This is a genomic window from Acinetobacter sp. YH01021 (assembly GCF_013420255.1).
Taxonomy (GTDB): domain Bacteria; phylum Pseudomonadota; class Gammaproteobacteria; order Pseudomonadales; family Moraxellaceae; genus Acinetobacter.
In genome coordinates this window covers 1-26,424 of the sequence record NZ_VOYO01000029.1, presented here as the reverse complement: position 1 = coordinate 26,424, position 26,424 = coordinate 1, and the positions used below count along the sequence as shown (strand labels likewise).

The 26,424-nt window shown below is 45.4% G+C and carries 23 protein-coding genes, 4 tRNA genes and 2 pseudogenes; 24 read left to right on the top strand and 5 right to left on the bottom strand.

The genetic code is table 11. The features are described from left to right. Positions 1-120 (top strand): annotated as a pseudogene (locus FTT86_RS14185) (IS30 family transposase); the annotation flags it as partial. Positions 121-343: 223 nt separating this feature from the next. Here the strand turns inward: FTT86_RS14185 and fadA are convergent. Both fadA and fadB read right to left on the bottom strand, forming a co-directional pair. Then, positions 344-1,516: an acetyl-CoA C-acyltransferase FadA gene (gene fadA, locus FTT86_RS14180; protein WP_004729264.1), complete on the bottom strand. Its 1,173-nt coding sequence runs from the start codon at positions 1,514-1,516 to the stop codon at positions 344-346. Positions 1,517-1,528: 12 nt separating this feature from the next. After that, positions 1,529-3,679: a fatty acid oxidation complex subunit alpha FadB gene (gene fadB / locus FTT86_RS14175; RefSeq protein WP_180181403.1), complete on the bottom strand. Its 2,151-nt coding sequence runs from the start codon at positions 3,677-3,679 to the stop codon at positions 1,529-1,531. Positions 3,680-4,265: 586 nt separating this feature from the next. On the opposite strand from fadB, the gene FTT86_RS14170 reads away from it, so the two are divergent. Beyond that, the gene (locus FTT86_RS14170) at positions 4,266-4,679 is read left to right on the top strand and encodes a PH domain-containing protein (RefSeq protein WP_005105414.1); all 414 of its coding nucleotides are present in this window, start codon (positions 4,266-4,268) and stop codon (positions 4,677-4,679) included. Between the two features lie 17 nt (positions 4,680-4,696). Here FTT86_RS14170 and FTT86_RS14165 read toward each other — a convergent pair. After that, positions 4,697-5,762 (bottom strand): annotated as a pseudogene (locus FTT86_RS14165) (AAA family ATPase). 225 nt (positions 5,763-5,987) lie between these two features. Here FTT86_RS14165 and uvrC point away from each other — a divergent pair. From uvrC to pgsA, 3 genes are all read left to right on the top strand, one after another. Continuing rightward, a complete protein-coding gene (gene uvrC, locus FTT86_RS14155) occupies positions 5,988-7,787 on the top strand; it encodes an excinuclease ABC subunit UvrC (RefSeq protein WP_004647300.1) in 1,800 nt (599 codons plus the stop codon). A gap of 115 nt (positions 7,788-7,902) precedes the next feature. Beyond that, positions 7,903-8,697, top strand: a complete 795-nt coding sequence (locus FTT86_RS14150) for a thioesterase family protein (RefSeq protein WP_044113069.1) — start codon at positions 7,903-7,905, stop codon at positions 8,695-8,697. Positions 8,698-8,804: 107 nt separating this feature from the next. Further along, positions 8,805-9,392, top strand: coding sequence for a CDP-diacylglycerol--glycerol-3-phosphate 3-phosphatidyltransferase (gene pgsA, locus FTT86_RS14145; RefSeq protein ID WP_016806864.1), 588 nt, complete (start codon positions 8,805-8,807; stop codon positions 9,390-9,392). Between the two features lie 662 nt (positions 9,393-10,054). On the opposite strand, the gene FTT86_RS14140 is transcribed toward pgsA, so the two are convergent. Both FTT86_RS14140 and argH read right to left on the bottom strand, forming a co-directional pair. Continuing rightward, positions 10,055-10,324 (bottom strand): oxidative damage protection protein, encoded by a 270-nt coding sequence (locus FTT86_RS14140; RefSeq protein ID WP_004278636.1) that lies wholly within the window; start codon positions 10,322-10,324, stop codon positions 10,055-10,057. 15 nt (positions 10,325-10,339) lie between these two features. Further along, positions 10,340-11,770 (bottom strand): argininosuccinate lyase, encoded by a 1,431-nt coding sequence (gene argH, locus FTT86_RS14135; RefSeq protein WP_171248533.1) that lies wholly within the window; start codon positions 11,768-11,770, stop codon positions 10,340-10,342. Here argH and FTT86_RS14130 point away from each other — a divergent pair. The 19 genes from FTT86_RS14130 to FTT86_RS14040 all read left to right on the top strand — a co-directional run. Continuing rightward, on the top strand, positions 11,761-12,915 hold the full coding sequence (locus FTT86_RS14130) for a sensor histidine kinase (protein WP_044113066.1): 1,155 nt from the start codon (positions 11,761-11,763) through the stop codon (positions 12,913-12,915). The genes argH and FTT86_RS14130 overlap by 10 nt on opposite strands. 69 nt (positions 12,916-12,984) lie before the next feature. After that, positions 12,985-13,725 carry a LytTR family DNA-binding domain-containing protein gene (locus FTT86_RS14125; RefSeq protein WP_004278633.1) on the top strand — a complete coding sequence of 247 codons (741 nt, stop codon included), beginning with the start codon at positions 12,985-12,987 and terminating at the stop codon, positions 13,723-13,725. Between the two features lie 108 nt (positions 13,726-13,833). Continuing rightward, positions 13,834-14,757: a hydroxymethylbilane synthase gene (gene hemC / locus FTT86_RS14120; RefSeq protein ID WP_044113065.1), complete on the top strand. Its 924-nt coding sequence runs from the start codon at positions 13,834-13,836 to the stop codon at positions 14,755-14,757. Then, positions 14,757-15,536 carry a uroporphyrinogen-III synthase gene (locus tag FTT86_RS14115; protein ID WP_044113064.1) on the top strand — a complete coding sequence of 260 codons (780 nt, stop codon included), beginning with the start codon at positions 14,757-14,759 and terminating at the stop codon, positions 15,534-15,536. Before hemC ends, FTT86_RS14115 begins: the two co-directional genes overlap by 1 nt. Then, positions 15,533-16,372 (top strand): hypothetical protein, encoded by an 840-nt coding sequence (locus FTT86_RS14110; protein ID WP_180181401.1) that lies wholly within the window; start codon positions 15,533-15,535, stop codon positions 16,370-16,372. Before FTT86_RS14115 ends, FTT86_RS14110 begins: the two co-directional genes overlap by 4 nt. A gap of 6 nt (positions 16,373-16,378) precedes the next feature. Next, the gene (locus tag FTT86_RS14105) at positions 16,379-17,572 is read left to right on the top strand and encodes a heme biosynthesis protein HemY (protein WP_180181400.1); all 1,194 of its coding nucleotides are present in this window, start codon (positions 16,379-16,381) and stop codon (positions 17,570-17,572) included. 5 nt (positions 17,573-17,577) lie between these two features. Then, entirely contained in the window at positions 17,578-18,009 is a 432-nt protein-coding gene (locus tag FTT86_RS14100; RefSeq protein ID WP_180181399.1) for a thioesterase family protein, read from the top strand. A gap of 141 nt (positions 18,010-18,150) precedes the next feature. After that, the gene (locus tag FTT86_RS14095; protein ID WP_026055760.1) at positions 18,151-18,477 is read left to right on the top strand and encodes an H-NS family nucleoid-associated regulatory protein; all 327 of its coding nucleotides are present in this window, start codon (positions 18,151-18,153) and stop codon (positions 18,475-18,477) included. A 182-nt stretch (positions 18,478-18,659) separates the two neighbouring features. Further along, complete coding sequence (gene gspN, locus FTT86_RS14090) at positions 18,660-19,403, top strand: type II secretion system protein N (protein WP_180181398.1); 744 nt, start codon at positions 18,660-18,662, stop codon at positions 19,401-19,403. Continuing rightward, positions 19,403-20,257 (top strand): type II secretion system protein N, encoded by an 855-nt coding sequence (locus FTT86_RS14085; protein ID WP_180181397.1) that lies wholly within the window; start codon positions 19,403-19,405, stop codon positions 20,255-20,257. The genes gspN and FTT86_RS14085 overlap by 1 nt, the downstream gene beginning before the upstream one ends. 38 nt (positions 20,258-20,295) lie before the next feature. Further along, a complete protein-coding gene (gene gspD, locus FTT86_RS14080; RefSeq protein WP_180181396.1) occupies positions 20,296-22,557 on the top strand; it encodes a type II secretion system secretin GspD in 2,262 nt (753 codons plus the stop codon). 62 nt (positions 22,558-22,619) lie between these two features. Then, a complete protein-coding gene (locus tag FTT86_RS14075; RefSeq protein ID WP_180181395.1) occupies positions 22,620-23,279 on the top strand; it encodes an FHA domain-containing protein in 660 nt (219 codons plus the stop codon). Between the two features lie 78 nt (positions 23,280-23,357). Then, on the top strand, positions 23,358-24,026 hold the full coding sequence (locus FTT86_RS14070; RefSeq protein ID WP_086044201.1) for a phosphoglycolate phosphatase: 669 nt from the start codon (positions 23,358-23,360) through the stop codon (positions 24,024-24,026). Positions 24,027-24,134: 108 nt separating this feature from the next. Continuing rightward, positions 24,135-25,628 carry an anthranilate synthase component I gene (gene trpE / locus FTT86_RS14065; RefSeq protein ID WP_180181394.1) on the top strand — a complete coding sequence of 498 codons (1,494 nt, stop codon included), beginning with the start codon at positions 24,135-24,137 and terminating at the stop codon, positions 25,626-25,628. A gap of 98 nt (positions 25,629-25,726) precedes the next feature. After that, positions 25,727-25,802, top strand: a tRNA-Thr gene (locus FTT86_RS14060). A gap of 56 nt (positions 25,803-25,858) precedes the next feature. Next, positions 25,859-25,942, top strand: a tRNA-Tyr gene (locus FTT86_RS14055). Positions 25,943-25,980: 38 nt separating this feature from the next. Further along, positions 25,981-26,056, top strand: a tRNA-Gly gene (locus FTT86_RS14050). A 17-nt stretch (positions 26,057-26,073) separates the two neighbouring features. Then, a tRNA-Thr gene (locus FTT86_RS14045) sits at positions 26,074-26,148 on the top strand. A 150-nt stretch (positions 26,149-26,298) separates the two neighbouring features. Next, a partial coding sequence (locus FTT86_RS14040; protein WP_227518531.1) for a GTP-binding protein occupies positions 26,299-26,424 on the top strand: 126 nt, incomplete at its 3' end.

Below are 26,424 nucleotides of genomic sequence, written 5' to 3'. Positions count from 1 at the left end.
GTTGCCATGTCACTGAATACTCGTCCTAGAAAAGCGTTAGATTGGCTTACACCATTAGAGAAATTTGCTCAGCTTGTTGATTATCATAAGACTTTTCAAACTGTCGCACCTCATGTTTGAATTCGCCAAGATTGCAGTTATAATTTAATGAAAGGTGTAATAATTCTAGGATTACTTGTAATAATTGCTGTTTCAGGAGGTTTTATCTTTATAAATGATAATTCGAATATTAATAAGCCTACACAGCAAAAAGCAAATATAGAATTCAAAATAACTACTGATCAAAAAACCTAAAGAAAACCCCACAAAAGCGGGGTTTTCTTTTTGTCGAAGTATTTAAGAATTAAACACGTTCGATCACAGTTGCAATACCTTGACCAAGACCAATACACATGGTCGCAAGACCGATTTGCGTATCTTGTTGCTCCATCACGTTCAACAATGTTGTTGTGATACGCGCACCAGAACAACCCAATGGGTGACCCAATGCAATCGCGCCACCGTTATGGTTCACGATGTCTTGCTTGTCATAAATGCCTAAGCCTTTAAGAACAGACAGACCTTGTGCAGCAAAAGCTTCGTTCAATTCAAAAGTCTGAATATCAGCAATTGACAGGCCAGCGCGTTTCAATGCTTTTTGTGTTGCCGGAACCGGACCATAACCCATGATCGCAGCATCACAGCCTGCAACCGCCATAGAGCGAATTACAGCACGTGGCTTAAGACCTAAAGCTTGAGCACGTTCAGCAGACATCAATAACATTGCAGAAGCACCATCAGACAACGCTGAAGAAGTCGCTGCAGTTACTGTACCGCCTTTCGGATCGAAGACTGGACGCAAAGATTTGAACGATTCAAGGTTCGCATCTGGACGGATTACTTCATCGATATCACACAAGATTTTGTAGCCATCTGCATTATGACCTTCAATGCCGACGATCTCATTCTGGAACAGACCGTTTTCAGTCGCAGCCCAGGCACGGCGATGTGATTCCACACCGAACGCATCCTGTTCTTCACGGCTAATGCCGTTCATACGACCCAGCATTTCAGCGGTTAAGCCCATCATGTTCGACGCTTTGGCATAATGCTTAGATGCTTCAGGATTCAGGTCGATGCCGTGCATCATGCCGACATGGCCCATGTGCTCAACACCACCGATGATGAAGATATCACCCTGGTTCGTTGCAATTTGCGCAGCCGCAGTGTGAATCGCCTGCATAGACGAACCACAAAGACGGTTCACCGTTTGACCTGCAACGGTCTTCGGTAGGTCTGCCAGTAATGCGATATTACGGGCAATATTCATACCTTGTTCTAGGGTTTGGTTCACACAGCCCCAGATTACGTCTTCAACTTCATGCGGGTCGAATTCGTTACGTACCAATAGGGCACGGACAAGCTCAGCAGACATCGAGTCGGCACGTACATTGCGGAACATACCGTTTTTGGTTTTACCCATTGCTGAACGTACGCCATCAACGATGACAACGTCACGTGGATTTAAAGTAGCCATTCACGTTGCTCCTTAACCGTAGAATTTTTTGTTGTTAGCAGCCATTTCGCGCAACATTTCTGGCGCTTCATAAGCTTTACCAAGGTGCGCATACTTATTGCAAAGCGCAACATACTCAGCTACACCGGTTTGATCGATGTAACGGCATGGACCACCACGGAATGGAGGGAAACCAACACCCATAATCATGGCCATATCTGCTTCAGCAGCAGTGGCTACAATGTTGTCTTCCAGGCAACGAACAGTTTCGTTACAGAAAGCCAGCATCATGCGATCAATGATTTCCTGAGCATCAAATTCACGTTTTTCCGCAGTTGCAACAGAGGCCACAAGCTCATACGCAGTTGGATCAACCACTTTGGCTTTTTTGCCTTTACGGTCAAGTTCATACTTGTAGAAACCAACGTCGTTCTTTTGACCCAGACGTTTGTTTTCGTACATCACCTGAATCGAACCTTTGAAATCAGGTTTCATACGATCCGGGAAGCCTTCAGCCATCACTTCTGCACCGTGTACACCAGTGTCGATACCGACAACGTCCATCAGGTAAGCAGGGCCCATAGGCCAGCCGAATTTTTCCATGACTTTATCGATTTGCTGGAAGTCAGCGCCATCTTTAAGCAACAGGTCAAATGCACCGAAGTAAGGGAACAGTACGCGGTTGACCAGGAAGCCCGGGCAGTCATTGACCACGATTGGTGTTTTACCCATTTTCTGAGCAAGCACCACAGTCGTTGCAATCGCTTCGTCAGAAGTCTTCGCACCGCGAATCACTTCAACCAGTGGCATCATGTGTACCGGGTTAAAGAAGTGCATACCGACGAAGTTTTCAGGACGTTCCAGGTTTTCAGCCAGACGCGTGATTGAAATCGTAGAAGTATTAGATGCAATGATCGTGTTGTCACGAACTTTCGCTTCAGTTTCTTTCAGTACGATACCTTTGACTTTTGGATTTTCAGTCACGGCTTCGATCACGATGTCCACTTCTTTAAACTCGTCATAGCTTAAAGTTGGACGGATGCGCGCAAGAGTTTCACCCATTTGAGCAGGCTTCATCTTCTTACGTTCAACTTGTTTGGTCAGTAAACCATTGGCTTCTTTCATACCCAAAGCAAGTTGCTGGTTACCGATGTCTTTCATGATGATCGGTGTGCCTTTGCTTGCCGCCTGGTAAGCAATACCACCACCCATGATACCTGCGCCTAGAACAGCCGCCTGGTTCACTGGATGCGCACCTTTTTCATAGCGCTTCGAGGTTTTTTTCACGATCTGGTCATTCAGGAACAAACCGATCAAGGCACCTGCTTGTGGTGTGACTGCTGCTTTAGCAAAACCTTCAGCTTCCGCTTTCAGCGCGTCATCACGATGCAGGCTCGCACCCGCTTGAAGAGAATCAAGCAGTAATTTTGGTGCAGGGTATTGAGCTGGATTAGCTTTTGCCAGAACCATGCCTTTCGATGAGTTAAACGCCATCATCTGTTCGATTGGGCTGAGTTTAACTGGATCAAGTTTTTCCTGACGCTTGGTTTTCCAGTCTAAACGGCCATGAATCGCCTGTTTCACCAGATCAAGTGCAGCATCTTGTAGCTTGTCAGCAGGAACGACAGCATCGACTGCGCCGTCTTTCAGTGCGGCAGCAGGCTTTTTAGGATTGGCCATTGCCATCCATTCTACCGCGTTGTCGATACCGATCAGACGGCTTAAACGTACTGTACCACCGAAGCCCGGGAAGATCCCCAGCTTGATTTCAGGCAGGCCGACTTGCGCCTGTTCTGACATCACACGGTAGTCACACACCAGGCACATTTCGAAACCGCCACCGAGTGCCATGCCATTAATGGCAGCCACTTTAGGGATGTCGAGGTCTTCGAAGCTGTTAAAAATTTCATGTACTGGCATTGCCCAGTCAACAATCGCTTGTTCACCCTGAGCAAAGTTGTCGCCGAATTCAGTGATATCAGCACCTACAATAAATGTAGATTTGCCTGAAGTCACAATCAGACCTTGAATATCGGCATGGGAGACGGCTTCGATAGCAGCCTTGAAATCTTCAATCGTTGCACGGTTGAATTTGTTAACGGACTCACCTTGTAAGTCAAAGCGGAATTCTGCAATCCCGTCCTCAAGCATTTGGACGGTAATGGCATTGCCAGCGTGGATCATGCCCTGATCTCCTTTATTTTGGAGGACTTCTAAGTTGATGTTGTGAAGCAAGTGCGCATGTCCCGCGCACTTTTTGACTTCGCTAATCTTACGATAACTATATCCAAAAAGAACATAACAAGTTGTATCAAGCCGTGACGCAATGGTCATCAATTTCTGCCAGACTGATCCGCCCCGCTATAACTTTTCCTTTCAGTTTTCTAAAAGAAGATGAACCAAAGATTTTGTTTCAATTCATTATTTTTTATCAATCAGCCTGATAGATATGGAGCAGGGTGACTGATTTTCAAGGTGCATTTCTAGCGGAATTTTGTCAATTCAGTCAATTTCTATCCTTGAACTTGCCATTTTTAGCCTCGAAGTATGCTGAGCGCAGGGCTTTCAGGTCTTTGCTGATAGTATTTAATCAGCACAAATAACAGTGTATTAGATCATTTGAGTTACTGAACTTTTCTGATGAGATCGAAAATGGGAACGATCCTGTCGATGTGTGATTTAAAATAATTTCCATCCTGCCGGGTTGAATCCCTGTCATCTGCTATGGAATTGTTTATGATGATCTTGCACTTAGATATGGGGGATATCGATGCACGTATTTCGTTCTAAAAAAGACTGGTGGCTGCTGGCTTTTGTGATTTGTATGAGTGGCCTGTTGCTGCAACTACTGCTGACCATGCAGGCCAAAGGCACTATGCAGCAATATCCGCTGCACACTGCGGTTTATGTCCTGACTATTATCATTTTATGGTGGCCGCTGTGGAGTACGCGCTATGTGATGGACAATGGGGTGTTGACCATAAAAAGCCTGTGGTTAAGCTGGAAGATTCCGTTAAGTGAAATCCAATCCATTCAGCCCACAGACCACTCTATCATTGCGCCAGCCTTATCTTTAAAGCGTCTGCGGATTGACTATACTGATGCGGGCGTGCAGAAATTTATATTGGTTTCACCCAAAGATCAAACTGCTTTTATACAGGTGCTTCAGCCGAATAAAAACTGATATCGAGTCTGCCTTAGTTAAGCTTTTGCTTGCTCAGGCAGAACCACCAGCTGTCCATCGACACAGTCCAGATGCAGACTGAACTGCTCAGGCTGGTTTAAAAAATACAGCGCCAGAATCGGCTCCAGTTCGGTACGCATCTTGCGGCCCAAATGTCGGGCGCCGTAACGAATATCATGGTCCTGATAGAAATAGGCTTTGGCTGAAGCGCTTAAATGCACGCTGCGTTGCTGATGTTGCAAGCGCTTGTTCAGTTTATCCAGTTCAATTTCGACCAGACGTGGCAGCGCATCATGCTGTACCGCCTGATAATGCAGGCTGCGGTCAATCCGGTTCAGAAATTCAGGGTCGAATTTACGCTGCATGACTTTTTCAATGATGCGCTGGGTGGGAACGCGCTTCAGACACAGCGCCTGCATTTTCTCAGGCAGATAGCTGAGTTTGTCCAGATATTGCTGCGCCGCCTGTGCCCCGACATTGCTGGTCATAAAGATCATGGAGTTGCGAAAATCGATAGTTTTAGTGCCCGCTGTCAAGGTCAGCCGGCCAGTATCCAGCACGTTCATCAAGCCGCGAATCACTTCGTTACTGGCTTTTTCCAGCTCATCAAACAGTATGATGCCGGGACGGGTATGACTGCCGGCAATCGCAGTTTCATCAAACAGGCTGTGACCTTCCTTTGATCCCACATAACCGGGCGGTGCGCCGGTCAAAGCCGCCGCATAATGTTCCTGTGCCAGGGTATTCATATCAATCCGGCAAAAGGCATCCGGGCGGCCATAGATCGCATCGGCAATCAGACGCACGGTTTCTGTTTTACCGACGCCAGTAGGGCCCAGCATCAAGGTAACCGACAAAGGGCGATCCGGACTGGAAAAATCTGCCTTGACCACATGCAGCATTTTTTCAATTTCATTCAGGGCTGCATCCTGCCCAATAATCCGTTCACGTAGCAGTTGCATTACCTTACTCGCTCGGCTCGAAATGAAAACGCGGTTTACCAATCAGGCGAGCACGTTCAGACGGGTGATGGGTGGAGGTGGAGGGTTGAACAATATGAATGCCCGATTGCTGCAGGGTCATGCGAATCATCTCAAAACTAGACTTTTTGAGCATAACAAAGTTAAAGGTTGAAACTTATAGCTTTTAACAATCAGTTTATGTCGTGAGTATTATAGATTGGGGGGATAACCCGACAGGAACTTTAAGATTAAGTGGCAGCTTCAGGGGAATTTTGTGTTTTTCCTTGAAAATGACGCAACAATCATCACATATATCTGCAGATTGTAGGTGAAAAATAGGCTTTAGGTGAACGAAAACGCACGCCCCCATATTGAAAAAATCCTGGCGAATATGACCAGCCTTCCCGGGGTCTACCGGATGTATGGCAAAGACGGTGAATTATTGTATGTGGGTAAAGCCAAAAACCTGAAAAACCGGGTCTCCAGCTATTTTGTCAAAACGCTGGATCATCCGAAAACCCAGGCCTTGGTGGCACGGATTTATGATATCCAGACCCTGGTGGTACGTTCTGAAACTGAAGCCTTGTTGCTGGAACAGAACCTGATCAAGCTGCATCATCCGCCCTATAACATCATGCTGCGTGATGACAAATCTTATGTCTATATTTTTGTTTCGGCAGATAAACCCTATCCGCGTTTAGCCAGTGGGCGCGGCAAGGGCAAGCACCAGGTGGGCAAGTTTTTTGGACCTTATCCGAGTGCGTATACCGCCCGGGATACTCTGGTGGTGCTACAAAAACTGTTCAATGTGCGTTCCTGTGAAAACAGTTTTTTTGCCAACCGGACCCGGCCATGTCTGCAATACCAGATCAAACGCTGCTCTGCGCCCTGTGTCGGATTTATTTCTCCGGAAGACTATAAGGCAGATGTCGATAACTCGATCCGATTTTTGCAGGGCGATACCAAGGAGCTGAATCAGGAACTGATCGCAAAAATGGAAGCGGCCGCTGAAGCGCTGGAATTTGAAAAAGCGGTGTTCTATCGTGACCGGATGGCATTGTTAAGAGACGTACAGTCGCAGCAGGCGATCTATAAGCTCAAAGGCGAAGCCGATATCCTGTCGATTGCCTATCAGGCCGGGGTGACCTGTGTGCAGATCATGCATGTGCGCAACGGCAAAATGCTGGGTGGAAAAAGTTATTTCCCAGATATGCTCAGTGATGACCTGGGGCAGATGCTGGCCGATTTTATTGCCAATTTTTATTTTCAGGTGGCCGATGAAATTCCGGCTGAACTGATTGTTAATCTGGAAGTGGCTGATCGTAAAGAACTGGAAGCAGCACTCTCGCAGCATTTTGGCAAGAAAATCCAGATCAAGTCCAAAGTCCGCGAAACCCGGGCCGAATGGCTGGAACTGGCGCAGATGAATGTACAGCACGCGATTCAGGGCAAGCTGGCCAATCATATAGAATTAAATGAGCGTTTTCATCAGCTGGAGCAGGTGGTCGGCCGTCCTGTAGACCGGATCGAGTGCTTCGATATTTCACATACCATGGGCGAAGATACCGTGGCGTCCTGTGTGGTCTTTGACAGTGGTGGTGCGCGCAAGCGTGATTATCGCCAGTTTTCCATTCATGATATTCAGGCGGGCGATGACTATGCCGCCATGCGTCAGGCGCTGACCCGTCGTTATAAAAAAGCCTTGTTGCCAGATTTGCTGCTGATTGATGGTGGCAAGGGGCAATTGCACATGGCGATGGAAGTCATGCAGGAACTGGGGCTGGATGCCTTTATGGTCGGTGTGTCCAAGGGTGAGGGACGTAAGCCCGGTCTGGAAACTCTGCACTTTACCGATGGCAGTAAAATTCAATTACCGGAGGATCATAAAGCGCTGCATCTGATTCAGCAGGTACGTGATGAAGCACACCGCTTTGCGATTACCAAGCACCGTGCCAAACGTGACAAGAAACGAGGTTCATCAGTGCTGGAAGTTATTCCGGGGCTGGGGCCAAAACGCCGTCGGGATTTGCTGACCCATTTTGGCGGGATTCAGGGCGTACTGAAAGCCTCAGAACGAGATCTGCAACTGGTGCCGGGACTGGGTTCCGTCATGGCGCGGATGATTTATAAAGTGCTGCATGAATGACGCGTGGCTTAAATGCAAGGGCAAAAATGTGCATTGACGCTTGGGTCACGTGCCATTCACAACCTGATGAATTTTGCCGAATATACTGAGCATCAAGACTTACTGAGGGATCAACATGTCTTTGCATGCACTTTATGCACAAATTGCCGAACAGGAATGGGTGGAATTTCCACAGGGATGGCTACAGGGACGTACCTTATATGGCGGTCTGGCTGCCGCGATGATGATGCAGAAAGCCGTCACACAGATCAATGATCCCGCCAAGCATTTACTCAGTTGTAGTGTGACCTTTGTTGGCCCGATTCAGCAAGCCAAAGTACGACTGAGTGCTGAAATCCTGCGGCAGGGCAAGTCGGTGACCACGATTGAAGTGCGCTTATGGCAGGACGACGCGGTGCAAAGTATTCTGATTGCCAGTTTTGGTATTTCCCGTGATTCAGAGATTCAGGTACAGCAACAAGCTCAGGCACCCGACTATGCTGCTCCAGAGCAACTGTTTCAGATTCCTGCGGGTTATGGCATGCCAGACTGTTATGATCATTTCGAAGTGGCCTGGGCGGATGTCAATCTGCCTTGTAGTACCAGTCCTCGTCCGGACTTTGGCGGCTGGTGTCGTTTTCATCCTGAAAAGCATCGCAACCGTGAATTTCTGGTCGCCGACCTGATGGCCATCTTTGATATCTGGCCACCCGGTGTATTACCTATGTTTGAAAACATGGCGCCTGCAAGTAGTCTGACCTGGACAGTGACCTATGTGCATCCGGTTCAACATCAATTGCATGATTGGTTTAAATATAAAGTATTTACCGACTATGCTGCGGATGGTTATGCGACGGAGCATGCCTATCTCTGGGATGCCGAAAATCGTCTGATTGCGATGGCAAGACAGACAGTGACGGTGTTTGCCTAGTGACACTGTGAGGCAATTCGTATAAAGTGAAGCCTATTAATGATGGATCAAACCTCTAAAAAAGTGTGCATTTTCATCGTACATGAGGGGAACAATTGGCGGTGTCTATGACTACAGGTCGTATCCTGAATATTCCAAATATCTTGACCTTGGCGCGTATCGCTCTTATTCCGGTATTTTTATTGGTGGCTTACTGGCCGCCTGCAATGGGCTTTGATGCTCATAACCCCGATATGACGCGGCATATCATTTTAACCACGATCTTTGTGGTGGCTGCGGTAACGGACTGGTTTGATGGCTATCTGGCACGTACATTAAACCAGACTTCCGCTTTTGGGCGGTTTCTCGATCCGGTTGCAGATAAATTGATGGTCGCAGCTGCACTGATTGTATTGGTGCAATGGCAGCCTTCCATGTCGATGGCTTTTGCTGCGATTGTAATTATTTCGCGTGAAATTACCGTTTCAGCCCTGCGTGAATGGATGGCAGAACTCGGTGCGCGGACCAATGTTGCGGTTTCAACAGTGGGTAAATACAAAACCGCTTTTCAGATGATCGCTATCACCGTATTCCTGCTGAACTGGCCACCGCTAGAAATGCTGGCGTATGCCTTGCTATACACCGCAGTGGTACTCACTTTATGGTCGATGTTCATTTATCTGAAAGCGGCTTGGCCATATCTGAAACAGCCTTAATCGAAATGAAAAGAGAAGCTCCTTGAAAGGGGGCTTTTTTTATGCGCTCAAATTATCAAGCCAATCGGCAAATTGCAGGCAAAAAAATACCCAGTCTTTGGGGGAAGAACTGGGATGAAATCGGGGTATTTGTTGCTTATTATTATAGTTATTCAAAGATATCTCATCTTCTTAGGGCTCATTATAGAGAGACAGTTTTTTTTAATCATGTGGCTTCTTGTAGCAGAATGTTGTGTTTTGTGAATACTCTGTATATTGCTTTTACAATCCATTATTTTGATACAAATCTAAATGTTTTTCAGCAGGATAGTGACTGACTCGATAGACGAAATAGGATAAGTGAAAATCTGTTTTTTGTGCCCTAAATATTGGTTAGTAAGATTTGCTAGATTTAGTCAAAAAAACCCCTGAGATAGGGGATAGATTTATGCCTACGCGGACTTCATCTTTGTCTCGTGTAACAAAAGAAAAGCAGGGCTTTAATGTGAAAAGCTTCTGTATGGGGAGCTCTTTACATTCAAAACTACGTGCTTAGCTGGTCTTGAGTAATGTTTAGAACAACACATAAAAAAGAATCTCCAAAGTTGGAGATTCTTTTAGATTAAAGTCTACGCGGACTTCGTCCTTGTCTTACGTAAAAAAGAAAAGCAGTGCTTTCTTTTTTACTCAGGCTTCAGCCCTTCGGCTTTTTCTAGGGATGCATCATTGTTAAAGAACTTTTCACGCTGTTCTTCAAGAAACTTTTTCGCATCTGCTTCAAACACGTTCAAACGCTTTTCATTAATTAGCGTAGTCTGGTGTTTTAGCCATTCTTGCCAAGCCTGTTTAGACACGGTGTCAAACAATTCCTGACCCTTTGGCCCCGGGAATGGAGCAAAGTCTAAACCTTCCATGTCCGCCTGATACTTACGGCAAAAAACTTGTCGAGACATATCCATACTCCAAAATTATGCGTAAAGTTGTTCCAAACGCGCATGTGCACGCTCAATGGCTGCTTTCACTTGAGCAGGCGCGGTGCCACCAATGTGATTACGGGCATTCACCGAAGCTTCAAGAGTTAGGGCTTTTTCAAATACGTCTTCTTGAATAAGGTCAGAGAACTGTTGCAGTTGTTCGAGTGTCAATTCAGACAGGTCTTTAGATTCTTGTACACCGAGTGCAACCGCTTTACCTACAATCTCGTGCGCATCACGGAATGCAACGCCGTTTTTCACCAGGTAATCAGCTAGGTCAGTCGCAGTTGAGAAACCACGCAGCGCTGCTTCGCGCATTTCAGCAATGTTTGGAACCAGTGCAGGAATCATGTCAGCAAATGCCATGAGTGAACCACGAACTGTATCGATCGCATCGAACAATGGCTCTTTATCTTCCTGATTGTCTTTGTTATAGGCTAGAGGCTGGCCTTTCATTAAAGTCAGCAGGCTCATCAAATCGCCATAGACACGGCCGGTTTTACCACGTACCAGTTCAGGCACATCCGGATTTTTCTTCTGCGGCATGATTGAAGAGCCAGTACAGAAGCGATCTGGAATATTCACGAATTTGAACTGTGCAGATGTCCATAGAATCAGTTCTTCAGACATACGTGATAAATGCATCATAATTAAAGATGCAGCGGCATTAAATTCAATCGCAAAGTCACGATCCGATACTGCATCCAGCGAGTTTTCAGCAACAGCTTCAAAACCTAGCAGTTCAGCAGTATAAGCACGGTCGATTGGATAAGTAGTACCTGCAAGTGCAGCAGAACCAAGCGGCATACGGTTGACACGCTTACGGCAATCAATCAGACGTTCTGAATCGCGTACCAGCATTTCAAACCAAGCCATTAGATGATGACCAAAAGTCACTGGCTGAGCGGTTTGCAAGTGGGTGAAGCCTGGCATGATGGTGTCGGTGTTTTTAGCCGCTAAGCTTAAAATACCTTTTTGTAATTTTTTCAGTAATTCCAGGATGCTATCGATTTCATCGCGTACATAAAGACGGATATCTGTAGCCACCTGGTCATTACGGCTACGACCGGTATGCAGTTTCTTGCCAGTAATGCCGATACGTTGAGTCAGGCGTGACTCAATGTTCATGTGGACATCTTCTAAATCAATGCGCCATTCAAAGTTGCCTGCTTCAATATCGGCTTGAATCGCTGTCAGACCTTCAATAATGTCATCGCGTTCTTGCGTGGTCAGTACGCCCACTTTTGCCAGCATGGTTGCATGGGCAATCGAGCCTGCAATATCTTGTTTATAAAAACGTTGGTCAAATTGAACAGATGCTGTAAATTCAGCAACAAAAGCATCAGTCGCTTCAGAGAAACGACCGCCCCACATACCCGAAGTCTGGGCGTGTGATGGATTAGAGGAATTAGAAGATGTGGTCATGTCGGCTCAATCAGATTAAAAGCAGTAGAACGAAAAAGAGTATAACAAATTCAAAGCCCATTGCCGAAGTCACATCTGCTCAATCTTTTACATCGATAAACGAACAGACGCAAAATTCCTATTTTTTTAGCCAGATCGGCAATCTACGCTATTTGCTGGAACTGTTTGCTGGCGGCAATATTCTGGCCATGATTCTGGCGCTTGCAGAAGCGCAATCCTGGCAGGCATTAAATGGGATACACCTGCTGCAATATATGCTGTATATCAACTGGGTACTGTTATGTTTTGCAGCACTGGTCGAGCTGTTCCATCAAGCCTTTCAACGTATGGGAATCAAACTGGCTTTGATTTCTGGATTTCTGCTGTTACAGGCAATTGTACTGCTCACTACGGTGAACCTGAATATCTTGATATATTTTGGACAGAATTTTAATTTTCAGGATTTAAACCTGGCGATTGCGCTGGATCAGGTTGGACTCCATTTAAGTCTGGGAATTTTACTGGGAACCTTCTGTTTTCGTTATCTTTACTTGCGTGAACAATGGGAGCAGCAGCAGCATAGCGAGCTGAATGCTAGAATTCAGGCCATGCAGGCACGGATTCAGCCGCATTTCCTGTTTAACAGCATGAATAGTGTGATCAGCCTGATCAGTATCGATCCGGATAAAGCCGAGCACATGCTGTTGAATTTGTCACGGTTATTTCGTGCCAGTTTTCAGGAATTAAAACTGGTCAACCTGCAGGAGGAAATTGATCTGTGCCAGCGCTATCTGGAGATTGAGCAGATCCGTCTAGGTGAGCGTTTGCAGGTGGAATGGAAGTTAGAAAACAAAGACTTATACTCACAAGTTCAAATTCCATTATTAACTTTACAACCCTTGTTAGAAAATAGTATTTTCCATGGAGTTGAAAAAATTCTCACAAAGAGTACCATAAGCATATTGGTTGAAATATTGCAAAATCAAATTAATATCATCATAACCAACCCTTATGCACAGGATAATAAAATTTTAAAAAAGGGACATGGTATTGCAATAGAAAATGTTAGACAGCGTCTGCAAGCTTATTATGGACCCAGTGTGACTTTTCAAACCTTTGCCGGCGAAGGGATGTTTACGACGGTAGTGCGATATCAATATAAATAAAAATAAATCAAAGAAATCGCAGTTAGCTTTATCATTCATCTGATGATGTTAACTGGGTAAGGAGGAGAAATGGACATCCTGATTTGTGATGATGAGCCTTTGGCCGTCGAGCGTTTATCACGTTTGGTCTCTCAACTGGGGCATGATGTGGTGGCGACAGCAAGCCATGGCCGTCAAGCGATTGATCTGGCTCACCAATACGAACCCGATGTCATCCTATTAGATATTCAAATGCCTGAAATGAATGGACTGGCTTGTGCGCAACATTTGCGTCAACTGGATCCAATGCCGGCCATTGTCTTTTGTACGGCCTATGACCAACATGCGCTGGATGCATTTAAATCAAATGCCGAAGGCTACTTGCTTAAACCGGTGATGCAACAGGAATTGGCACAGGTTTTAGAGCACTTAACTAAACTTACCCAAGCTCAAATGAGCCAACTAAAACAAAAAGAAAATATGGACGAAATCAATATCAGCCGCCAGCAGATCGCGGCAAAAACCTATCGTGGTGTCGAATTGGTGCCAGTTGAAAATATCTATTATTTTCTGGCGGATCAGAAATATGTCACTGTGCGTCATAAAAACGGCAGTGTATTGATTGATGAAACCTTAAAGGAGTTAGAGCAGGAGTTTGGGAACCAGTTTATCCGGATTCATCGTAATGCCTTGATCTCGGTGCATTATCTGGATGGTCTGGAAGTGGTGAGTTCTGGTCAGTATCAGGTGCGTTGTCGTGAGCTGGACGATCGTTTGGCGGTTAGTCGGCGACATTTACCGTTTTTACGAGATCGGATTCAAAAGCTTTAGCAGGGGATGAATGAGAGCATTGAGTTGAAACTTGTATAAATTCACTTGCATTTTCAAGTGAGCAGGTTAAGTTTAGACTATTGTTCTCATTTACTGTTATTGAAATTTATGAAGACCCTAAAAATTGCAACTCGACAAAGTCCACTTGCGCTTTGGCAAGCGGAACACATCCGCGCGCGCCTACAAGATTTGCACGCTGGTTTGCAGGTCGAGTTAGTCACTTTTGTTACACAGGGCGATAAAATTCTAGATACACCACTGGCTAAAATTGGTGGAAAAGGACTGTTTGTAAAAGAATTAGAAGCCGCTTTACTGGATGGTCGTGCAGATCTGGCTGTGCATTCCATGAAAGATGTCCCGATGGCCTTGCCCGAAGGTCTGAGTCTGGCAGTGATCTGTGAACGTGAAGATCCCTTAGATGCCTTTGTGTCGAATACCTACACTAGTTTTGAAGAATTGCCACAAGGCGCCAAAGTCGGAACCTCAAGCTTGCGCCGTAAAACCCAGATTTTAAAACAGCGTCCAGATCTGGACATTATCGATTTACGCGGTAATGTCGGCACACGTTTATCTAAACTGGATGCAGGCCAGTATGATGCGATTATTCTGGCCAGTGCCGGTTTAAAACGCTTGGGTCTGGCAGAACGTATTCGTCATACTCTGACGCCTGAAGTCAGTCTGCCGGCCGTGGGTCAAGGGGCATTGGGACTGGAATGCCGTACTCATGATCAGACGGTGCTGGACTTGATTCAGCCACTCCTGCATGCGGATACAGATGCGTGTGTACGTGCCGAACGTGCCTTTAATGCCTATCTAGAAGGCGGATGTCAGGTGCCGATTGCTGGTTATGCCACGCTCAAAGAGGGTGTGATTTCAATCGAAGGTCGTGTGGGCAGTGTCGATGGAACAGTTTTGCTCCGGGCACAGCATACTGGCAAAATGGCAGCTGCGGAGCAATTGGGTGTAGAGCTGGCAAAAGACCTGCTTGATCAAGGTGCTGGCGAGTTGCTGAAAGCACTCTATTCACACTGATGTTATTGATTAATACTCGCCCCAGTGATCGTGCTGCAGGCTTGACTCAACAGTTACAGGCAGCACAGGTGTCTGTTCTGGAATTGCCCTTGCTCGAACTGCATGCCATGCCTTATTCCGATGAGCTGTCGATTTTGTATCAGCAGCTGGAGCAGGCACAGATTATTGTGGTGGTCAGTCCGACGGCCGCTCAGATTGGCATGCAATATTTACAACAGGCGGGTATTAAGCTCTCGGCCTTGGCGCAGGTGCATTGGGTGTCAGTGGGAAAAGCCACTGAACAGGCACTGGCGAGCTATGGCATTCATAGTCATGTGCCTGAGGTCGAAACTTCGGAAGGCATGCTGCAATTGCCTGTGTTGAAGCAACTGGCTTCTGGTTCAGGTGTGGCTTTCTGGCGCGGAGAAGGTGGTCGTCAATTTATGATGGATCATTTACGTGCCAGCAATATTAAAGTTTTAAACTTTATTTTGTACCGGCGGCAATGTCCTAAAACGACGGCAACGATTTTGGCAGAGAATTTGGCGCTGCTTAAGACACAGCAGCGTTTTGCAGTGCTAATCACCAGTGAGGCAAGTTGGTTAAACTGGCTGATACTCTTGCAGAGGAATGCGGAGTTTATACAGCAAGCCTGTTATTTGGTTTTGGGGCCACGTTTGGCCAATATTCTTGGGGAATATCAACAGCAGCATCAGGCAAGTTTTCAATTCGTAAAAATCGATGATTTAGACGCAAATACGATCTTGCAGAAAATGGGGCTGATATTAGGGAACGCATGAAGAAACTATTCATTGTATTGTTCATCTTAAGTTTGTCATGGCTGGTCAAGCTCAGCTACGACCTTCATGTTCTGAATACAGCACAGACTGAATTTAATCAAAGCATTAATCAGTTACAGCAGCAAAATGCCAATCTCAATGATCAGTTCGTGGCTTTAAAACGCCAGATTTCTGCTCAGCAGGAAAGTGCTAGGGCTACTTCAGCAAAAGCGCCAGTAAGTGAAGCGGTAGCTAATGAAACACAGAATGATATTGCCTTAGTACAGCAACATCTGGATCTGATCGAATTTGCACTGCAACAGCAACAATACGCCACTGCGATTGAGAAATTAAATCAGTTAGCCAATGAGCTGGATGATTATATTTTAGCGCCTGCCTTGGTCAGCAGTTTGCAGCAAGTGATTGCAAAAGATCAGGACATGCTGAAAAAATTCGTGAACAGTCGATTAGTGCAGCAAAATAAAGTAAAAGAGATCCTGGTGCAGATGGATGCTGAAATTGAAAAAGAAATTCAGACACCACATCGTCAGCGTCCAGAAACTCAACGCTCTTTCTGGCAGCGCTGGATTCAGGTTGAATCCGCAGATCAGCCAAGCACAGTCTTGATGCAACGGCATCTGGTACTGAAAGAGGCCCAGTTGCGCTTGCTCATCGCACAAAATACCTTGCAAAAAGACCAATCTGTCGCTTTTCAGCAAGCACTGAATGCCGTGATTGAAGTTTTGGGACAATTGCCGGATGCGCAGAGCCAAAAATGGATTCAGCAATTGAATCAAATCAAGGCTACCCCGATTACTCCGATTCCATTATTAAACACACGCACCCTAGTGGGCTAATTGCTTATGAAACAGATTCTGCTGGCCTATTTATTTGTCTGCTTACTTGGCATTGCGGGGCTGAGTATCTTGAGTTATGGACATGGGGCTGGCTATGTCTATCTGTATTGGCGCGAGTGGCAGTTACAAACCACCCTCTGGTTTTTGGCCGCATCCTTGGTCAGTGTAAGTTTTCTGATGCATTGCATCTGGTATGCGATCAAGCAGTATCGCAGCCGTGAACAGCGTAAAACTGAAACAGTCTTTAGTTTTTTCCGCTTGCACCCTTATGAACAATTGGCAGTCATCTGGTTATTAAACGCTGCTCAGGATCAGCGGGATTTTATTCAGCAGTCTTTCACCAAGTCGGGTTTACTCAAGCATATTATTGATGCACGTTTATCTTGGGGACAACAGCAATATACCCATGCATTAACTGCTTTAAACCAATCCAATCCCATGGCATTTGAATTGGCAGAATTGCAACGGATTGAAATTTATTTATCACAACAGCAAGGTGAACAAGCACTTACCCATTTGGAGTTTTTAAATCAGCATGAATTATCACCTTGGTTAATACAGGTTAAAACCGCCTATGAGCAGCGTCTTGTTGCATTATGGGGGGTATTTGCCATGCAATTTCCTTGGTTATATTTACGTTCGACCCAATATGGGCATTTAAACCAAGAAGTAAAAAAAACATGGCTGGAACAATTATTATTGGCCTATGAGCAAGCCACACAGGACGATTTATTTTATTTACAGCAACGTTATTTAGATTTAAAACCTCAGATATTTGATCGTGACTATTCGGTCAAATTACTATGGTTGAAATTATTATTTAGAATGCCTGAAATGAGTGCCGAGCATGAATTGCTCGCGATCCATTTAATGGAACAGCAGTTTAATCAGGATGTCTTTTATTTGTGGTTCCAGCAACAGTTATTAAGGCAAAATCCGGATTATGATGCGATTGCACAACAGATTTCGCACTGGGAAGCCAAGTATCCGGCATTGCCGATTTTAAGCTTTGCGAAATGGCATGTGTTGCAAGCCACAGGCTATACAGATCAAGCCCAGCAACTACTTGACTTGTATCCGGATGATATTCGTATGAGTTATTTAAGAATTAAAGCTGCCTTACAAGATCGGGAGGACTTGCTACAGCAGTTAAATGCAGTATTTGAATCGAATGTAAACTTTATAGAAATTAAAACTTGAGAATAATGAGGTCAGAATTAAAACAATATCCAGTAATTTATGAACAAACAGTCGCATGGGGTGATATGGATGCCTTCGGACATGTCAATAATGCCATGTATTACCGTTATGTCGAAAGTGCACGTCTGGCTTATCTAGTGATATTAGATTTACGTAATGAACCGGTATTTACGGTAGTGTCTTCAAATCAGTGCCGTTATTTAAAACCTGTGGTTTTTCCTGATCATTTAAAAGTGGCAGCACGTATTGAAGAAATTCGAAATAGTGCAGTTAGAATGCAATATCTATTATGGAGTGAAAAACAGCAAAGTATTGTGGCTACTTCAGAAGCAGTTATTGTCTGTGTGGATAAAAAGACCATGCAGAAAACAGAAATTCCGGAACATATTCGCGAAAAAATCAAAGCACTTGAATTAAGCGTTCAACATGAAATTTAAAAATGAATGAATCATTTTGATTTGTAATTTTTTTTAAACTTTATTGTTATTGGTCTAAGGTTTTATATTGAATGTTTTATTTAATATAAATATGATGGGGCTATTATTTAACAAAACGAATAATATTATTTTTCGGAGAGCATTATGCCAGATATTACGCATTTATCAGTAGAAGAGTTAAAACGTTTACAAGCAGAAGCAGAGTCACTGATTGCTTCAAAAAAAGATCAAGAGATTGAAGATGCTTATCAGCAAATTTTGGCAGTTGCCGAGAAAGTTGGTATGACAGTTGAACAGTTACTTGAATTTGGTGCGTCTAAACGTAAGAAATCATCACGTAAGTCGGTTGAGCCGCGTTACCGTAGCAAAAGCAATCCGGACGATACCTGGACTGGCCGTGGTAAACAACCGCGCTGGTTAGTGGCAGAATTGGAAAAAGGCGCAAAGCTGGACGATTTTCTGATCTAAGCCTCTATTTGATCTGGTCATTAGGCTGTCATACAGGCAGTCTAAGATGATTAAACCAAGCATACCTGCTTGGTTTTTTTATATCTATGAATTGGCGTTGGCAGAAAAGTGTGCATAATGTGTAAGTATAAGGGGAAAATTATAAATGGGGATTTGGACTTGAGCGATTGGTCGTGGTGGGGATGAGCAGTAAACCGAAAACTTTAAGATGGTTGATCCTTGCTCTTGTTGCATTTTTTATTTTTGTCGTATTACAAGTGCCAGCGGCCTGGTTAATTTCAAAATTTTATAAAAATAACCAGACTTTGCATAATGTAAACGGAAATATCTGGCAGGGAAGTGCGGACTGGAAAAAAGGCAATCTTCGGGGCAGTCTGAACTGGAAGGTACGGCCGCTGGATTTGCTGTTGCTGCGAGTTGGAGCACATGTAGATTTGCATAGTGGCAATACCCAGCTTTCCGGGATCATGGCTTATGGTCTAAATAAGTCTTTGATTGTCAAAAATCTTGAAGGGCAGGTCGCGCCTGAAACCTTAAAAAAAGTTGCAGACTGGCAATGGCCGAGTACTCCGATTCAGTTTAAAGATCTGGATTTTAAATATAAAAAAGATCAGGGTTTCAGTCAGGTGGCTGGGCAAATGCAATGGGCGGGTGGTGAGCTGATTTATACCTTTGCTCAGCGTCAGGAACGCATGAATGTACCCGCCATGACTGGACAACTCGCAGATGAAAGCGGACAGCTGTTAGTTGATGTTCGGGATAGTCGCGATCAACGTATGCTGAATATCAAGCTTGATCCGAGTCTGACGCTGGATATCCAGCTCACCCAGCGCTTTTTAATGAATGCACCTTCTTATGAAGGTAAAGCCGGATTAGATACCTATGTGATCAGTACCCGCCAACCCTTAATGGGAGGCTTGAACTGATGGCAGTTTCTCTGAATGATTTAAAAAATATTGAACTGAAACAGATCGATCGTGCTGCACCTGTGGTTTTGTTACTGCTCATTCTGTATCTATGCTGGAAGCTGGCGGCTTTGTTCTGGTTGCTGATAGCTCCACCCCAAGCCATGCAGCTGGATCGGGTAGAACTGGGTTCGCAACAGGCACAAATTCCGAATATCGGTGCATTTTCACTGTTTCAGGAAGTTGGGCAGTCTGTGGGTGCTATTGAAACTACCAATATCATTTTACAAGGGGTGGTGGTTGCCAGTCCAAGTTATAACTCTTCTGCGGTACTGAAAATTAATGATCAGGTCGATCGTTACCGTGTCGGGGAAATGCTGGCCAATAGCGGTTTTGAGTTGGCTGAGGTGTATTGGGATCGGGTTATTCTGCGTCGATCCACAGGTGCTACTCAGGAAGTCTTATTTAAAGGTCTGGAAAATGGCTTGAATCAACCGATTGTGCCGGAAACATCAGCATCTTCAAGTTCAATACCTGCTATGCCTTCTAATAGTGGTATGCCTGAGCAGCCTTCGCCACAGAATGAAATTGGTCGGGCCATCCAGCAGATGCAGGAAAACAAGGACCAGTATTTACAGAATATGGGGGTGAGTGCAGCAGATGGTAGTTATGAAGTAACTTCACGGACGCCGGCTGCATTGCGTAATCGCCTGGGTTTAAGACCGGGCGACCGGATTTTGTCTTTAAATGGCCAGACGCTGAGCCAGGGACAGACCGAAGCACAATTACTGGAACAGGCCCGACGTGAAGGTCAGGTCAAACTCGAAATAAAACGTGGTGATCAGGTGATGACCATACAACAAGATTTGAAGTGATGTGTCATCACGCATAGGGTTAGGAAACACGAAAGTTTATGGCTTTATTTAATAATAATCGATCAGCATGGGCATTCTGTGTGGCCGCACCGTTAATGGCCATGGTCAGTACGGCGAGTTATGCACAAACCTGGAAAATTAACCTTCGAGATGCTGACTTAACTGCATTCATTAATGAAGTGGCCGATATTACCGGCAAAAACTTTGCAGTCGATCCGCGGGTACGTGGCAACGTAACAGTCATTTCCAATAAAGCCCTGAATAAAAATGAAGTCTATGACCTGTTTTTAGGCGTACTGAATGTCAACGGTGTGGTGGCAATTCCTTCGGGTAATACCATCAAGCTGGTTCCGGACAGCAATGTCAAAAGCTCAGGCATTCCCTATGATGCCAGAAGCCGCGCCAGTGGTGACCAGATTGTGACACGGGTGTTGTGGCTGGAAAATACCAATCCGAATGACCTGATTCCTGCATTACGTCCCTTGATGCCGCAGTTTGCACATCTGGCGGCGGTGCCGGGGACAAATGCTTTAATTGTGTCGGATCGTGCCAGTAATATTTACCAGTTGGAAACCATTATTCGCAATCTGGATGGTACCGGTCAAAATGATATTGAAGCGGTAAGCTTACAATCCAGTCAGGCCGAAGAAATGATTGGACTGATCGAGTCCATGACTGCCACCGGCGGTGCTAAAGACGTTCGCGGTTCACGGGTGCGGGTGATTGCAGATACCCGTACCAACCGGATTATCATCAAAGGTGATCCCACGACGCGCAAACGGGTGCGTCAAGTAATCGAAACCTTGGATGTACCGGCTGCGGATCGTTTGGGTGGATTAAAAGTTTTTCGTCTGAAATATGCCAGCGCTAAAAATCTTGCGGAAATCTTGCAGGGTTTGGTAAGCGGGCAGGCGGTGAACAGTAATTCAAATTCGAGTAGTACATCCTCGAACTCGTCTTCGCTCAGTTCTAGTAGCAATTTAAATAACAATAATACCAGCACAGGTTCAAGTAGCAACACCTCTTCAGGCATTCAGCTGAATAGCGGCATGAATAATGAGCAGGGCGGAATTACCAGCTTTAATAGCAATGGCGTCAGTATTATTGCCGATACCACACAAAATTCTCTGGTGGTGAAAGCAGATCCACAACTGATGCGGGAAATTGAATCGGCAATTGATCAGCTGGATATCCGTCGTCAACAGGTTTTGATTGAAGCCGCGATTATTGAAGTTGAAGGAACTGATGCGGATCAACTCGGTGTGCAATGGGCCTTGGGTGATATCAGCAGTGGGATTGGGCTGGTGAACTTCGATAATTTTGGGACTAGTCTGAAAAATATTGCGGCCGGTTATCTCACCGGTGGCGGTGCAGGTGCTGCAAGTGCCGTGGGTGCGGGTAGTTCACTGGTGCTCGGTGATTATCGTGAAGGGAGTGATGGTTCCCGTCGTCTGTATGGTGCGATGATTCAGGCACTCAAAGAAACCACTAAATCCAACCTGTTGTCTACGCCGTCGATTGTGACCATGGACAATGAAGAAGCCTATATTGTGGTGGGTGAAAACGTACCCTTTGTCACAGGCTCAGTGTCTACAGGCGCTGCTGGAGTTGCTAATCCCTATACCACCATTGAACGTAAGGATGTCGGGGTCACTTTAAAGGTGGTTCCACATATTGGCGAAGATGGTACCGTACGCCTGGAAGTGGAACAGGAAGTTTCTGATGTCAAAGCCAGTAAAGGGCAGGCGCAGGATCTGGTTACCAGCAAGCGAGCGATCAAAACCTCAATTCTGGCCGAACATGGACAAACCATTGTGCTTGGTGGTCTGATTTCGGATAACACCAGTTATGGACGCCAAGCAGTGCCGGGTCTGGGTGCGATTCCAGGCTTGGGACGTTTATTCCGTTCTGAAGGTAAATCCAATCAGAAGCGTAACCTGCTGATTTTTATCCATCCAACCATTGTAGGCGATAAAAATGCAGTGCGTAAACTGACCCAACAACGCTATAGTCAGCTATATAGTCTGCAACTCGCACTCGATTCGGACGGGAACTTTGCCAAGCTGCCAGAAAGTGTTGAAGATGTGTATCAACAGCGAATTCCAGTATCCAGAACGCCATTGCAAAACTCGACTTATCAAACTGTGCCGACCGCACCCGTTCAGGCACAGCCAGCCAATGTAGTTGTTAAGCCGGTAGCGATAGAACCAGTGATTCAGCGACAAGTGGTAGAACCCGTCCAACAGGTAGAAAAAAGTAAAAATACCGTTACAACAACCACACTTAGACCCAAAAGCTAAGTCATTCGCATTTGCAGACAGCATGTTATGATAATGTCAAAGAGAACAGAGAAGTAACTTTCATGACTTGGAAAATACACGCGATTACAGGCGACTTAACAGGACAGGAAATTAGCATTGACCGTGACATGCTGGTGGGGCGTCATCAGGCGGCAGATATCGTGTTACAGGCTGCGGAAATCTCCCGTAAACATGCGGCATTTTTACTAAAGGATGATGCGCTCTGGGTGCAGGATTTGGGTTCATCGAATGGCACTTTCGTCAATGATGTGCAGATTGCGCAAGAAACCTTATTAAAGCAGGATGACATTGTTCAGTTTGCCAGCTTGAAATTTTCAGTAATGGCGCCTGCGGCTGCAGTAGAGGTTCCAGCAGAAATTGAAGCAACGGCAGAAAAAGTCGTGGAACAGGTCGAAGTCGCTGAGCCTACACCTGCACAGCAAATGAATGATCAGGGAATGCCGGAACTGAAACATCGTGATGCTACGGTACAATTAACCCGTGATGGCATGCCAACCAATGTCGGTATTCCAAAACCGGCACCTATTCCGGAAGGCGTGGACATTAATGCGGTAAAACCAGAGCCTACCCCAATTCCGGTTGAGCAGCCTGTATCACGTGTAAAACAGGAAAAAGAAACCCAGAAAAATGTATCTGTAGGTTTGATTTCAGTGATTGTGCTGATTATTTTGGCAATTATGGCGTGGTTGTTGTTCAAATAAGCTGATGATTGGTTACAATCAAGGCATGCATAGCGCATGCCTTTTTTGTGGCTGCGCACATTATAAAAGAGGGTCGGGATGTCTATTGCACAATTAGAAAAGCGTGAACTGATCTTGTTTGATCTGGATGGTACCTTGGTGGATTCAGCACATGATCTGTATCGCGCCATGAATATGAGCCTGAATGTGCTGCAATTGCCTCTGGTGACTGAAGAGCAGGTACGGACCTGGGTAGGTAAGGGCACGTCGATATTCTGTGAAAGTGTACTCCAGCATCTGGTGGGTGAAGTCACACCGGCACAGCATCAGGAACTCTTAACGACTTTTCTGGATATCTATAATGTCGATCCCTGCGTCGATACCGTTCCTTTTCCGGGAATCCTGAAATTTCTGGACTGGGCTAAAGCCCAAGGTAAAACCCTGATTTGTGTGACCAATAAGCCTGAACTTCCTGCCCGCAGCATTTTAGATACCTTGGATATGGCTCATTATTTTGCCGATACCATTGGTGGCGACCGTTTTACTGAACGTAAGCCGCACCCACGCCAGTTGTTGCACTGTGTCGAACATTATAAGGTGAGCAAAGAACAGGTCTTGCTCATTGGCGATTCTTCCAATGATGTTGAAGCCGCACGCCGCGCCGGGATTGATTGTGTTGTGGTCAGCTATGGCTATAATCATGGTGAAAATATTGCAGATTGTCAGCCGCAGCAGATTGTGGATGATCTTAGAGAATTACTTGCCTAATACGCGTACTAAGGAAAGAAAATGAATAGTTGTAAGGTTTTTCGATGGCGTCGCTCAGTTCAATTCTATTTACATACTGAGTAACCCTAATTTAAAGAGAAAAACCGCATGACCACTCAAGCACAATTCCAGCAACTTGCTGCACAAGGCTATAATCTCATTCCTGTTTATCGTCAGCGTCTGGCAGATACCGATACACCACTTTCTATTTTTGCACGCCTTAAACAGCATCAGCAGGCTTATTTATTTGAATCCGTAGAAGGCGGAGAGAACTGGGCACGCTATTCGATTATTGGACTAGGTGAATCTACCGTATTTTCCTGCAATGCGGGCGAACTGACGGTACAGCATGCAGATGGTTCAATTGAAAAGCAGCACTGTGCTGACCCATTTCAATATATTCGAGACTTTCAGGCGCAATTTAAGGTGCCAACTCAAGCAGAATTGCCGGACTTGCCGAGTTTTACAGGCGGGTTGGTGGGCTACTTTGGTTATGACGCTGTGCGTTATATTGAACCGAAATTAAAAAATGTGCCTGAAGCGGATCCGGTTGGATTACCCGATATCTGGATGATGCTGTCTAAAACCGTCATTGTGTTTGATAATTTAAAAGATACCTTGTTCCTGATCGTACATGCTGATGCCACTGCTCCGGGTTCTTATGAAAAAGCACATGAACAATTAAATGAATTAGAAAATATTCTGGCCACGCCAATCAGCCTTAAAGCTGAAAAACATACGCCGCCACATTTCGAGTCCCTCACCGGACATGACAACTTCATTGCCTCGGTAGAAAAAGTCAAAGAGTATATTCGTGCTGGCGATGTAATGCAGGTCGTACCCGGGCACCGTATGGTGTCTGACTTCGATGGGGATCCTCTACAGGTGTATCGTGCGCTGCGTCATCTCAATCCATCGCCGTATTTGTTCCTGGTGCAAGGGCAGACCTTGGGAAACAACACGCCATTCCATATTGTCGGTTCTTCTCCTGAAATTCTGTCCCGTCTGGAAAATGGTATTGCCACCGTACGACCGCTTGCGGGAACACGCCCACGCGGTAAAACCAAAGAAGAGGATCTGGCGCTTGAGGAAGACCTATTATCCGATGAAAAAGAAATTGCCGAACATGTCATGCTGATTGACTTGGGACGTAATGATGTAGGGCGTATCGCAAAAATTGGCAAAGTGCAGGTGACTGATCAAATGGTGATCGAACGTTATTCGCATGTGATGCATATTGTCTCCAATGTGCAGGGTGAAGTGCGTGATGATGTCGATGCTCTGGATGTTTTTAAAGCAACTTTCCCTGCTGGTACACTTTCAGGTGCGCCAAAAATCCGTGCCATGGAAATTATTGACGAAGTTGAGCCGGTAAAACGTGGAATTTTTGGTGGTGCTGTTGGTTATTTAGGCTGGCATGGCGAAATGGACATGTCGATTGCGATTCGTACCTGTGTCATTCGCGAAAATAAGGTCTATGTGCAGGCCGGAGCAGGGCTAGTTGCCGACTCAAATCCTGAATCTGAGTGGAATGAAACCCAAATAAAAGCTCGCGCAGTGATCAAAGCGGTTGAATTATCATCAAATGGTTTGATTTTATGAGTTTTTGACGTTTTTTTTAAAAAAAACACTTGCAAGGATTCTGAGTTTTGCTAAACTGCACACCGTTCCGATACGAAACGTACGAAACACTAAGAAACGCCGGCATAGCTCAGTTGGTAGAGCAACTGACTTGTAATCAGTAGGTCCACAGTTCGAATCCGTGTGCCGGCACCATCTTAGAAGTTTGGTAGTGTGAAGTAAAGAACAGCACTGATGTAAGTGTAAAAAATGGTGAGGTTCCCGAGCGGTCAAAGGGGGCGGACTGTAACTCCGCTACGAAAGTTTCGAAGGTTCGAATCCTTCCCTCACCACCAATTTTAAGACTTCAATAAGTGGTTTGTACCAACATCGTGCGGGAGTAGCTCAGTTGGTAGAGCGGTAGCCTTCCAAGCTACATGTCGCGAGTTCGACCCTCGTCTCCCGCTCCATTGAAGTACTAATATTTGCTCTTATAGCTCAGTGGTAGAGCACTCCCTTGGTAAGGGAGAGGTCTCGAGTTCAAATCTCGATAAGAGCTCCAGATTACAGTTTAGCAACTTTGTTGCAAAGAAATTCCAAAAGCAGGCTATTTAGTCTGCTTTTCAAGTATTTGGTGTTTGGTTTTTTTAAACGATATGTCGGAGCTGGGTTTTACTCAGAATTGTGTTCGACGTAAACGAGGAAGATTAACATGGCTAAGGCTAAGTTTGAACGTAATAAGCCACACGTTAACGTGGGCACAATCGGTCACGTTGACCATGGTAAAACAACTTTAACAGCTGCAATTGCAACTGTATGTGCGAAGAAATTCGGTGGC